This is a genomic window from Neobacillus sedimentimangrovi (assembly GCF_010614825.1).
Classification (GTDB): domain Bacteria; phylum Bacillota; class Bacilli; order Bacillales; family Cytobacillaceae; genus Neobacillus; species Neobacillus thermocopriae.
In genome coordinates this window covers 215,906-228,247 of sequence record NZ_JAAFZF010000001.1, presented here as the reverse complement: position 1 = coordinate 228,247, position 12,342 = coordinate 215,906, and the positions used below count along the sequence as shown (strand labels likewise).

General features: G+C 35.7%; 10 protein-coding genes. 3 read left to right on the top strand and 7 right to left on the bottom strand.

Going from position 1 to position 12,342, the window contains the following annotated elements:
- Positions 1 to 3: 3 nt before the first annotated feature.
- Both treC and treP read right to left on the bottom strand, forming a co-directional pair.
- Entirely contained in the window at positions 4 to 1,671 is a 1,668-nt protein-coding gene (gene treC / locus GZA11_RS01145) for an alpha,alpha-phosphotrehalase (RefSeq protein WP_163182585.1), read from the bottom strand.
- 65 nt (positions 1,672 to 1,736) lie between these two features.
- Positions 1,737 to 3,161, bottom strand: a complete 1,425-nt coding sequence (treP, locus tag GZA11_RS01140; RefSeq protein ID WP_163182584.1) for a PTS system trehalose-specific EIIBC component — start codon at positions 3,159 to 3,161, stop codon at positions 1,737 to 1,739.
- A gap of 737 nt (positions 3,162 to 3,898) precedes the next feature.
- Here treP and GZA11_RS01135 point away from each other — a divergent pair.
- Positions 3,899 to 4,534, top strand: a complete 636-nt coding sequence (locus GZA11_RS01135; RefSeq protein ID WP_038535129.1) for an FMN-dependent NADH-azoreductase — start codon at positions 3,899 to 3,901, stop codon at positions 4,532 to 4,534.
- A gap of 476 nt (positions 4,535 to 5,010) precedes the next feature.
- Here the strand turns inward: GZA11_RS01135 and GZA11_RS01130 are convergent, their stop codons facing one another.
- The 3 genes from GZA11_RS01130 to GZA11_RS01120 all read right to left on the bottom strand — a co-directional run bounded on the left by GZA11_RS01130 (position 5,011) and on the right by GZA11_RS01120 (position 8,435).
- Positions 5,011 to 5,334: a hypothetical protein gene (locus GZA11_RS01130; protein ID WP_038535131.1), complete on the bottom strand. Its 324-nt coding sequence runs from the start codon at positions 5,332 to 5,334 to the stop codon at positions 5,011 to 5,013.
- Between the two features lie 72 nt (positions 5,335 to 5,406).
- Positions 5,407 to 6,570, bottom strand: a complete 1,164-nt coding sequence (locus tag GZA11_RS01125; RefSeq protein ID WP_038535132.1) for an MFS transporter — start codon at positions 6,568 to 6,570, stop codon at positions 5,407 to 5,409.
- Between the two features lie 311 nt (positions 6,571 to 6,881).
- Complete coding sequence (locus GZA11_RS01120) at positions 6,882 to 8,435, bottom strand: ABC-F family ATP-binding cassette domain-containing protein (RefSeq protein ID WP_038535134.1); 1,554 nt, start codon at positions 8,433 to 8,435, stop codon at positions 6,882 to 6,884.
- A 204-nt stretch (positions 8,436 to 8,639) separates the two neighbouring features.
- Between GZA11_RS01120 and GZA11_RS01115 the strand changes: the two genes are divergently transcribed.
- Together GZA11_RS01115 and GZA11_RS01110 are read left to right on the top strand one after the other, a co-directional pair.
- Positions 8,640 to 9,041: a hypothetical protein gene (locus GZA11_RS01115; protein ID WP_038535135.1), complete on the top strand. Its 402-nt coding sequence runs from the start codon at positions 8,640 to 8,642 to the stop codon at positions 9,039 to 9,041.
- A gap of 195 nt (positions 9,042 to 9,236) precedes the next feature.
- On the top strand, positions 9,237 to 10,250 hold the full coding sequence (locus GZA11_RS01110) for a S66 family peptidase (RefSeq protein ID WP_038535138.1): 1,014 nt from the start codon (positions 9,237 to 9,239) through the stop codon (positions 10,248 to 10,250).
- Positions 10,251 to 10,322: 72 nt separating this feature from the next.
- On the opposite strand, the gene GZA11_RS01105 is transcribed toward GZA11_RS01110, so the two are convergent.
- Positions 10,323 to 11,627, bottom strand: a complete 1,305-nt coding sequence (locus GZA11_RS01105) for a nucleobase:cation symporter-2 family protein (RefSeq protein ID WP_038535140.1) — start codon at positions 11,625 to 11,627, stop codon at positions 10,323 to 10,325.
- Complete coding sequence (locus GZA11_RS01100; RefSeq protein WP_038535142.1) at positions 11,624 to 12,220, bottom strand: xanthine phosphoribosyltransferase; 597 nt, start codon at positions 12,218 to 12,220, stop codon at positions 11,624 to 11,626. Before GZA11_RS01100 ends, GZA11_RS01105 begins: the two co-directional genes overlap by 4 nt.
- Between the last annotated feature and the right edge of the window lie 122 nt (positions 12,221 to 12,342).

Sequence of the window (12,342 nt, the reverse complement as noted above, 5' to 3'; positions counted from 1 at the left end):
CAATCACTTTTTTAAATAATACACAATGGATTCATACGGTCGAAGAGGAATTTCTTTTCTAAGCTCCGAAGAATCCTTGTAATTAGAGATTAACATTTCACTCTTCCATTCATCAAGATTTAAAGAAGAAGGGAGAACCGCTTTTGTTTCTTTACCATAAAAATTGTTTATGACTAACAGTTTTTCTGTACCATACGTCCTGACATAGGCAAAAATATCATTGCTGTTCTCTAATAATAGTTCATAATTACCTTCGGTTATAACATCATACTCTTTACGTAATTGAATTAATTTTTGGTAATGATAAAAGATAGAATCAGGATCTTGCAATGCTTTCTCTGCATTAATTTCCTTATAATTATCTGCTATATCAATCCATGGAGTTCCAGTCGTAAATCCGGCATTTTTGCTGGAGTTCCACTGTACAGGTGTACGCGAATTATCCCGTGATTTTTGTTTTAAAATTTCAATAATCTCATTTTCCTCAAGACCTTTTTGTTTCAGGATATGAAACATATTTAATGATTCGACATCACGATATTTTTCAATAGAATCAAAATTTGGATTCGTCATACCCAATTCTTCACCTTGATAAATATATGGGGTGCCTTGCATCATATGAATGGCGGTTGCTAGCATTTTCGCCGATTCAGTGTGATATTTACTATCATCCCCAAAACGTGAAACAACACGAGGCTGGTCATGATTACACCAGAAAAGGGCATTCCAGCCACCGCCCCGATTCATCTCGATCTGCCAATCTGACAAAATCTTTTTCAATGCTAAGAAGTCAAAATCAGCCTTGGTCCATTTTTCTCCATTAGGGTAATCGACTTTAAGGTGATGGAAACTAAAAGTCATGTTAAGTTCTTCACGATCTGGGTTAGTATACTTGATACAATTATCAATGGAGGTGGAAGACATTTCACCGACCGTAATCATATCGTATTTTGAAAAAACTTTCTCGTTCATTTCATGAAGGAATTCATGAATTCTAGGACCATCTGTATAAAATTTTCGCCCATCAGTGTCATCTTCAGGGAATTGTTGATCTTTTGAGATTAAATTAATAACATCAAGGCGGAACCCATCAACCCCTTTTTTCAGCCAAAAATGCATCATTTCATATATGGCTTCACGAACCTTTTCATTTTCCCAATTGAGGTCTGCTTGTGTAACATCAAACAAGTGTAGGTAATACTGACCTGTGTGTTCATCAAATTCCCAAGCTGATCCTCCAAATTTAGATTGCCAGTTCGTAGGAGGTTGTCCATTTTTTCCATCTCTCCAAATATAAAAATCACGATAAGGATTATCTTTAGACGACCTTGATTGCTTAAACCATTCATGTTCGGTAGATGTGTGATTGACAACGATATCCATCATGATTTTTAGCCCTCGTTGATGGGCAGCGTCGAGTAGGGCATCAAAGTCTTCCATTGTTCCATAATCTTCATGAATGGAATAGTAATCACTAATATCATATCCGTTATCTCGTTGTGGTGATTTATATATAGGCGTGAGCCAAAGTACGTCTACACCCAACTTCTTTAAATAATCGAGTTTTTCGATGATACCACGGAGATCACCAGTCCCGTTTCCTGTTGTATCTTTAAAACTTTTTGGATAGATTTGATAAACGACAGCATTTTTCCACCATGTTGCTGACACTTTAAACACCTGCCTATTATTTTAATGTGAAAAGGAGGGAGATGTACTCCCTCCTACATGGAGTTTTATTTTTTTAATGAAAATTTGTTCATACCGGTTTTTGCAAAAACAATAGTTAATAGGAATGGCACAACAATTGCGACAACCATTGCAACAGCAAACATAATCATGTGCTGTGCTTGGATAGATAATATACCTGGAAGACCACCAACACCGATGGAGTTCGCCATTACATTGGAACCAACTGATACAACTGCCGCTGTCATTGAACCAATCATTGCAGCGAGGAATGGGAATCCATATTTTAAATTAATCCCAAACATAGCTGGCTCTGTAACTCCTAAGTAACAAGATATAGCAGCTGGTATGGATACTTGTTTTTCTTCTTCATTTTTACGATTTAGATAAATCATTGCTACAACCGCTGATCCTTGAGCAATATTTGATAATGCGATCATTGGCCATAGATTTGTACCGCCAAATTCACTCATTAACTGTAGATCAATTGCATTTGTCATATGATGCAGACCAGTAATAACAAGTGGAGCATAAGCAAAACCAAAGATTGCTGCAAACAACCAGCCAAATGCAGAAGTTAAGCTAGAGTAAACAATATCAGAGATCCAAGATCCAACTGTCCATCCGATAGGGCCTAAAACTGTATGGGCAATTAATACAGTTGGAATTAATGCAAAAAATGGAACAACAATCATTGATATGGAGTTTGGAACAATTTTACGTAATCTCGTTTCTAAGTAAGCCAATAAAAATCCGGCTAAAATCGCAGGAATGACTTGTGCTTGGTATCCAATCATCTCAACTTTGGCAAAGCCAAAATCCCAAACAGGAATTTCTTCAGCACTTGCTACGCCATATGCATTTAATAATTGTGGTGAAACGAGAGTAATCCCTAATACGATTCCAAGAATCGGTGAGGCTCCCATTTTTCTAGCAATGGACCAAGTGATGCCGACAGGAAGGAAGTGAAAGACTGCTTCTCCAATCAGCCATAGGAAGGAGTGGACTCCTGCCCAAAATTGGGATACTTCGATAATTGATTTTGTTCCCTCTTCTAATAATTTGATATCACCAATGACGTTTCGGAAACCGAGAATGAGACCGCCAACTACAAGAGCTGGAATTAATGGTGTAAAAATATCAGCAAGATGAGCAATCATTCGCTGTAGCCAGTTCATGTTTTGTTTAGCTGCGACTTTCGCTTCCTCTTTAGAAGTTTCGCTTACACCAGCAATTTTAATAAATTCTTGATAAAATGAAGCAACTTCATTACCGATAATAACCTGGAATTGACCTGCTTGTGTAAAAGTACCTTTTACAAGTTTAATGGATTCAATTTTTTTTACGTCCGCTTTACTCGGGTCATTTAATACGAACCTCATTCTTGTAGCACAATGTGTGACCGCTGCGATATTTTCTTTACCGCCAATGTGTTGAACCAATTCTTTTGCAGGTTCAGTGAACTTTGTCATTAATTTTCCCCCCGTCAAAATGGGAATACTCCCAAGATTCTCCTCTTTTTTATAGATGTCTTGTATGTTTTACAGGTGAATGATTGCGGTTTCATAAGCATTAATCGTTAACCTGTATATACAAGTTGTGATTACGTTTTCATTTTAACTTGTATATACATGTTTGTCAATCTGATTATAACAACTTTTTTAAAAATAAATAGGCATAAAGAAGGATGGGGAATGGAAGGAATTGTAACAATCGAATTAGAATAATTCCGACTTTTGATTCACTTTTACACTTTACAGCTTTAAATGATGGATTGAATATTTAGAAAATGGTAAAATACATTTGTAAAAATTCTTCTGTGTTTAGACCTCCTACTTTTAAGAGAGTTTACGTCCATACGTGAAGCTCTTCCTTTAACCTTTGACATATGCTCAAAGGTTCTTTTTTTACCTTATTTATATTAAACGATACCTCCCGAAAAATTAATCGTTGAACAAGAACTCATTAAATTCCGACGGATGTATTTTTTACTCTAGTATATCTTTTATGATTAGGAGTGATCCAAAATTCCTCTAAGTATTTAAGCAAATTTTACTCCATTGATTGAAATTTCGATGATGTCCAGGATTGAATTAATTCATGTAAAAATAAACAGTATTGGATGTAAATGAGGTATTTGTCATTAGATAATATTTTTCATTTTTCACAAACTAAATGAAAAATGAAATGAAAGAAAGGTTGATGAAAATTGACAAAAGTATTATATATAACTGCACATCCACATGATGAAACGAAGTCATATAGTATGGCTGTAGGAAAAGCGTTTATTGATACTTATAAAGAAGTTCATCCTTCTCATGATATTACCCATATAGATCTCTATAAGGAATATATCCCTCAGATCGATACAGATGTATTTAATGGTTGGGGGAAGCTAAGAGAAGGGAAGGCGTTAGAGGAGCTATCCACTGATGAGAAAGCCAAAGTAGGGAGACTTTCTGAAATTTGTGATCAATTTGTTAATGCGGATAAATATATCTTTGTTACACCATTATGGAATTTTTCATTTCCTCCAGTTATGAAAGCTTATATTGATGCAGTAGCTGTTGCTGGTAAAACCTTTAAATATACAGAAAACGGGCCAATTGGTCTTTTGACAGATAAGAAAGCTCTTCATATTCAAGCTAGGGGAGGGTTTTACTCAGAAGGGCCTGCAGCGCAAATGGAAATGGGCCATCGATATTTAGATATCATCATGAAATTCTTCGGAGTTCCTTCTTTTGAAGGTTTATTTGTGGAAGGTCATAATGCGAAGCCGGACCAAGCAGAGGAAATAAAAGCTAATGCGATTGCAAGAGCAAAAGATTTGGCTCATACTTTTTAAATATGAGCTTATATAATAAAATATGGAAATATACAAAAAACAAATCATAGATCGTCTGGTTTTTTATTATAAATTCCAATAATATGGTATTATTGGAGATAATGTATATTTTTTCCTTTGTGGAGGTAGACGGTATATGTTTGAAGCATTAGGGAGTTTTTTCAGCGCAATTGCAACGGCTTTATTGGGAAAGAATAGGAGATATCCAAAAAATTAAACCAAAGATTTTTGAATGGTTGGTTTTTTGAAAAGGAGTATCGCATTTAAGAAAAAAGACCATTCAATGGTCTTTTTTCTTTCATATCCTTATTTTTTTTACTAATAAACGGCATGTTCTTTAGTAATGCGTTTAGCTTACGTAGCTTTATGTGTTTATAAAGAGTATTAATGTTCATTAAAGGTATGTCTCACAGGAAATTGCTTTTCTTAATGAGACACGGCCCCTAATGGTTAGACGAGAACTTAGGGGCCATTTATTAATTTAGCTTGTAATCATAATATTTTAATGTCTCAGTTATTGATGTTGGAATTTCTTCCGTAATTTTCCCGTTTTTATCCCGTTTAATTTCATATTCTCTGTACGTTTCAATAATGTAGCCATTGTCTTTCTCTGCACTTTCGAGTTTTTTGATAATTTCAGTTTTATCACTTGGTTGGACACTCACTGGTTCGGATAAAATAGGCTGTTCAGCTGAATAGGAGATGCTTCTATTGATGATTGAAATCGGTGAGTCAAGATAAGCGACAAAACCTAAAGTAATGATAAGGAAAAATGCATATAAATAGGTTTTATTTTTCAAGGGAACCGAGCTCCTTTTTCACTGAATCCTCGTAACCCATTATATGCCTGTCCTTTCAACATATACCTTTAATTATGACATGTTTGATGGCTTCATTTGTTTTTGACGGAAAACTAGAAAAAGAGCTAATGCAGCAATCGTAATTACTGCCCCTGAAATATAAGGGAGTCCGATTGATATGGAAAATAGCCATCCGCCAAGTGGAGGTCCAACAATTCGACCTAATGAATCAAATGATGATAAAAGCCCAGTTGAGCTTCCATGCCCAGTCGTTGACAATTTGGTTAAAAGGGATGAGACGCTTGGGCGAATAACCCCATTACCAATTCCAAAGATTGATAAAAAGATGGCTGCTGTTAAAAAATTGTTGACCGCCAAAATGAGAGCAAAGCCAATAGCAGAAACGATCATTCCACCTTGAATAACAGCACTTTCCCCATATTTCTTTGTCCATCGGCCGACTAATCCGCCTTGTACCATCGCACCGGCAAAGCCCATAATCATAAATATGTAACCAAGCTGTACTGTGTTTAAGCCTGCTTTTTGGGCTGCAAAATAAGCAAATGTTGCTTCCAGACCAGAAAGTGATAAGGAGATTAATAGTTGGACAAAAAATAATACACTTACATTTTTATTAAATGATTTCCAGATGGATTCTTTTTTATGGGAAGTGTCACTTTGTTTCTGTCTGGATTCTTTTAATACGATAGAAACAAGGATTAATGTTACCAAAGAAGAAGCGCTTGCTATATAAAAAGGCATACTAAGGCTAATTTTTGAAAAAATTCCACCGATAGCAGGTCCGAAGACAAAGCCAAGCCCTACTGCGGCACCAACTATTCCCATTCCTTTACCCCGATTTTCTTCTGTTGTTATATCAGCAACATAAGCCATGGCAGTCGGCATATTGGCAGAAGAGAGAAGTCCTCCTAATATTCTCGCTGCAAATAGCATCCAAAGTTCCGTCGATATGGCTTGGATAAAAAAGGAGAGGGCTAATCCTCCTATACCTATCATCATTACTGGTTTTCTGCCAATACGGTCCGATAATCTTCCCCAGTAAGGTGCAAAAATTAACTGCATGAGGGAATAAACAGCCATTAATAGACCTAATTCAGTTGGATTGGCACCAATTTCTTCAGCGTAAAAAGGAAGAACTGGAATAATAATTCCAAAACCAACCATCACTAAAAACATTATTGCAAATAAGATTGGTAAAGCTTTTTTTGTTTGCAAAGGAATTCCACTCCCTAAATGGTTCAATTATCATGTTTCTCATAACTCTTACTATAGGATAATAGAAAGTATCAGCACAATACAAGCAATTGATAAGCCCTGTTTAGACAATTTAATAAAACGATCAGAATCGGGTAGGGCAATTAACAGCAAACTACAAAACAAGTTTGCTTCCTCCAACGCATTCCTTGTACTTTTAGGTCCAATGTTAGTGTTATTTATGAAAATGTCCAAAAAATCTACTTATACCAATTTAATGATCAATTGGATGAATAAATTTTAAAACCCCTGCCTTATGACAGGGGGATTTTTTATGTTGTTTGTTGTGACCATTCTTCAATATTCCAAACTTTTGTTACCCAATCTGAATAAAAATCTGGTTCGTGGCAGACAAGTACAACAGTTCCTTTATAAGCTTTTAGAGCTCGCTTTAATTCAGCCTTAGCATCTACATCAAGATGATTGGTTGGTTCATCGAACAGAATCCAGTTGCTTTCTTTCATCATAAGCTTACAGAGGCGAACCTTTGCTTGTTCACCACCACTTAATTGATTCAATGGCCTAGAAATATGCTCATTTTTTAAGCCACAGCGAGCAAGAGCAGCTCGGACTTGGTGTTGATCCATATGTGGAAACTCATTCCAAACATCTTCAATTGGGGTGATATTTCCAGCTTTCACCTCTTGTTCAAAATAGGAAGGGAAAAGGAAATCACCGTGTTCAATTTTCCCTTTTAAAGGATTAATGATTCCTAACATTGTTTTAAGTAATGTTGATTTTCCAACACCATTGCAGCCAATAATCGCTACTTTTTCGCCACGCTCCAGTGTCAAATTCATTTTCGGAAGCAGAGGGTGAGCATACCCAATTTCCAAATCTATTGCTTCAAAGACAAAGCGACTGCTACTTCTAGATTCCTTAAATTCAAAAGTTGGCTTGACATAGGTTTCAGGACGATCAATCCGCTCCATCCGGTCCAGCATTTTTTGGCGGCTCTTTGCACGGCCAGTAGTGGAATAGCGGGCTTTATTGCGAGCAATAAATTCCTCTTGTTTTTTTATAAACTCTTGTTGCTTTTCATACGCTTGGATATGCTGATTTTTATTGATTTCAGCCAGCTCAAGGAATTTTTCGTAGCTTGCTGTATAGCGAGTTAACTTTGAAAATTCTAAGTGAAAAATAACATTTGTTACTTGATTCATAAATTCTGTATCATGGGATATCAAGATAAATGCATACGGGTAATCTTTAAGATAGGATTGAAGCCATTGAATATGTTCAGCATCCAAGTAGTTTGTCGGCTCATCGAGTAACAAAACTTTTGGCTGTTCTAAAAGTAGTTTTGCCAAGAGAACTTTTGTTCGCTGTCCACCGCTTAGTGTGACAACGTCTCGATCTAAACCGATGGCATCTAGACCCAAACCACGGGCTGTTTCTTCAATTTTTATTTCCAACGTGTAGAAACCACCTGCATCCAAGACATCCTGAATTTCTCCCATTTTTTCTAATAGAATTTCAAGTTCTTCCGGGGAAGCGTCTGCCATTTTCGCCGTAATTTCATTTAATTCTCTTTCTTTTTCAAAAAGTGGAAGAAAGGCATCACGTAGTACATCACGTATCGTTTTACCTGGGGTTAGCACTGTATGCTGGTCTAAATATCCATAATGAACGCTTGGAGTCCATTCGACTCGCCCAGCATCATGGATTAATTGTCCAGTAATAATATTCATTAAGGTTGATTTTCCGACTCCATTGGCACCAACAAGACCGACATGATCTTCTTCTAATAATCGAAAGGACACGTTCTTAAATAATAAACGGTCTCCAAATGTATGTGATAAATTTTCGACAGTTAGTAAGCTCATATTTTTAATAAATCCTCGCTTTGTTCAAGAATTGAAATATATTCCTTCATATTACTAGATTTTTACGGATTCTGCTAGATTTTAATAATAGTTAAAAGATTATTCGGTTCTATATAAATTGTTAATTTAAAAAAGGAAATTTTTACTCTATAAGAACGATTTTTTTACTTATAAATAAAATATTTTAACGAAATGGAGGGATGTATGAAATTGGATGATAAAAAAAGCTGCATCTCGATCAATACAATATCTGGGGGAATCGTCAATTTCGGAGGAGCTGTCTATATATCACCGATAACAATTACAAAGGGATCTGGATCAAATGATGATAATCAAGATGGAGCAAGTGATTCATTATTAGATACATTTTCAGCAATTAAACCTGATTTTGAGGGGAGTAATGAAAACACTGAGGCAATGAATAATTTATTCTCTTCGACTCCTGATGGGCCATCCGACAACATTGACTTTAATGACGGTCTATCTAATGCAAATTCAACTAGCTCTGACGAAAGAATAAGAGATACCAATACAGAGCCATGGTTGAGTTCAGATGATCGGTTAGATGCACATAAATTTAATAATAATGTAGACGGTGATGCTTGAATGTACGTTTTTGGTATAGAAGTAAAAATAAAATTAAATTTTAAGGTTCAAATCGCATATGATTTGAACCTTTGTATTTGTAAAAGTGTAAGTTGAATTCTATTTTTTACCAAAAACTATTTAATAAATATATAAAATTTTCTAATTTTATTAAATGATGTTAAAATAATGCAAAGGTAAAGGGGGGATTGTTTAATGATAAAATATCCGTTTCTAAAAGAAAGGGTAACAATAGGGGTAACTGCTCCATCGTCAGGAGTGCCAAAAGAATTACATGGAATATTGATAGAGGCTGGAAACCGTATGAAATCTAGAGGTTTTGATGTATTATTTGGTGATACGGTTTGGACTCAAGACAAAGTAAGGTCTTCTTCAGCTAAAATTCGCGCTGATGAATTTAATAAAATGATGCAGGATGAAAATATCCAGCTGATTTTTCCTCCATGGGGTGGAGAGTTACTTATTGAGGTGCTTGAATATATAGACTTCGAAAATATTAAACAGAAGTGGATATTAGGTTATTCTGATACGAGTTTATTATTATTAGCTATTACGTTAAAAACTGGAATGGCAACTGCACACGGTCCTAATTTCGTGGATATAAGAGGAGAATATACAGATGAAACGACAGCAATGTGGAAGTCTGTTTTATCTACTAAAAAAGGCGAGTCAATCAAACAATACTCATCAAAAAAATTTCAAAAAGAATGGCAGTTTGATAATCCTTCACCGTGTGTATTCCATTTAACCGAACAAACCTATTGGAAAACCATATCAAACAATGAAGTGAAGATACAGGGCCGTCTACTTGGAGGGTGTATTGATATTATCAGGCATATTATTGGGACACCCTATGGAGATGTATCAAACTTTAGGAAAAAGTATATACAAGATGAACCGATTATTTGGTTTCTTGAAAATTGTGAGCTGTCAACTACCGATCTGCGTCGATCTCTTATTCAAATGAAATTAGCCGGTTGGTTTAGTCATTGTTCAGGAATTATGTTCGGTAGAAGTCCAGCTAATACACCTGTCAATGGATATATAGTAGAAGAGGTTTATAAGGAATTGTTTGAAGAACTGCAAATCCCAATCATCTATAACATTGATTGTGGGCACGTTCCACCACAAATTACTTTTATCAATGGCGCATTTGCAGAAATTGAAACAAGGAATGGGCAAGCTACTGTATTACAAAAGTTTATATAAAAAATAGGCTCAGAGTTTCATACTCTGAGCGGTAGTATCTGTATAATTAGAGAATTTGGATACGTGATTATTTTAAGATGCCTTCAATGTATTTGCCACACGGCTTTTTCGTATAGGTTTCACTACATTAAAAATAATATTTAATACAATCGCAGTTAGGCTTCCTGCAACAATCCCACTATTTGTGAATATTTTAATGCTTTCTGGGAGTTGGTTGAAAAGATCAGGAACGGTTGTTACTCCTAATCCCATACCTACAGAGCAGGCAATGATCAATAAGTTTTCTTGAGAAGAAAAATCTACTTTGCTTAGCATTTTTATTCCCGATGCAATAACCATTCCAAACATAGCTATCATCGCTCCACCAAGTACAGCAGTTGGGATAACGGTGGTTAATGCAGCAATTTTTGGAACTAAACTTAAAAAGATTAAAATACCTGCCATTGTATAAATAACATTTTTTCCTTTAACGCCTGAAAATTGGACAAGCCCTACATTTTGCGAATAGGTTGTATACGGAAAAGAGTTAAATAAAGCTCCAATTACGCTTGCAAGACCTTCTGCGCGATAACCTTTTACAAGATCGTCTTCTGTGAGTTTTCTTCCAGTAATATCACTTAGAGCAAAATAGACACCAGAAGATTCCACTAAGCTGACAATTCCAACAAGTGTCATAGTGATGATTGGTGCAATTTCAAAAGAAGGTGTAGCAAAATGAAGCGGAGTCATCAAATGGAACCAGGACGCTTCTTCTACAGCTGTAAAGTCCACTTTTCCCATAAATACAGCTGCAATCGTACCAGCCAGTAAACCCAATAAAATAGAAATCGCACGAATGAATCCTTTAAAGAAACGGTAAAGGATGATAATAAACGTTAATGTTCCAAAAGCAAGTGCGATATTGGATAAGGAACCGAAATCTGGGCTTCCTTGTCCGCCGGCAACATTATTCATGGCAACTGGAATAAGTGTAAGTCCAATGATAGTAACAACTGAACCCGTTACTACAGGTGGAAAGAATCGAATTAATTTACCAAAATATCTTGCAATTAATATAATAATAATACCTGAAACCAAAATCGATCCATAAATAGCCGATAGTCCATATTGATCGCCAATGGAGATGATTGGACCAACAGCTGTAAAGGTACAGCCTAGTACAACAGGTAAGCCGATACCAAAAAAGCGATTTTGCCATACTTGTAATATCGTGGCAATTCCACTTGTTAAAATATCAAGTGAAACAAGATAAGCTAGTTGTTCATTAGTTAGGCCGAGTGCACCACCAATTATTAATGGAACGATGACAGCTCCAGCATACATTGCCAAAACATGTTGAATTCCTAAAGATGCTGTTTTTAATGGGTTATTTTTCATGATACAAGTTCCTCCGCTTTTTGACCTTTAAATGTTACTTTTCCGTTTTCTAAGGAAGAAATCCTTGCTAGGGATTCTACTCTATAACCAAGTTTCTCTAACATTTCAGCGCCATCTTGAAATGACTTTTCAATGACAATACCGATCCCTGCTACTTGAGCACCACTTTGTTGAACGATATGAATTAAACCAAGTGCGGCCTGCCCATTAGCTAAGAAATCATCTATAATAAGAACTTTATCCTCTTTATTTAAATAATTTTGAGAAACGGATATTTCATTCGTTACATTTTTCGTAAAAGAATGCACGGACGCTGTTAATAATCCTTCAGATAAGGTGAGAGACTTTCTTTTCCTAGCGAAGACAACGGGAACATTCATATATAATCCAGTCATTACAGCTGGTGCAATACCGGATGATTCAATGGTGACAATTTTTGTAATACCTTCATCAGCAAAACGTTTTGAAAATTCTTTGCCTATTTCCATCATTAATTGTGGATCCACTTGATGATTTAAAAAGGAATCGACCTTTAATACTTGATTCGATAAGACTTTTCCATCCTTTTTGATCCTTTGTTCTAATAACTTCATGATGTACCTCCATTTTAGGAAAAATAAAAAACCCAAGGAGTATTGCTCACTACTACATGAGTGTGGCAATGTCCCTTGGGCTAATATCCAAAAGATAATAAGGAATACATCCACAATTAAAA

Coding starts and splice junctions, on each gene's coding strand:
- treP (WP_163182584.1), bottom strand. CDS start 3,161: ATGACAAAGTTCACTGAACCTGCAAAAGAATTGGTTCAACACATTGGC.
- GZA11_RS01120 (WP_038535134.1), bottom strand. CDS start 8,435: ATGAGCTTACTAACTGTCGAAAATTTATCACATACATTTGGAGACCGT.
- GZA11_RS01115 (WP_038535135.1), top strand. CDS start 8,640: ATGAAATTGGATGATAAAAAAAGCTGCATCTCGATCAATACAATATCT.
- GZA11_RS01110 (WP_038535138.1), top strand. CDS start 9,237: ATGATAAAATATCCGTTTCTAAAAGAAAGGGTAACAATAGGGGTAACT.
- GZA11_RS01105 (WP_038535140.1), bottom strand. CDS start 11,627: ATGAAAAATAACCCATTAAAAACAGCATCTTTAGGAATTCAACATGTT.
- GZA11_RS01100 (WP_038535142.1), bottom strand. CDS start 12,220: ATGAAGTTATTAGAACAAAGGATCAAAAAGGATGGAAAAGTCTTATCG.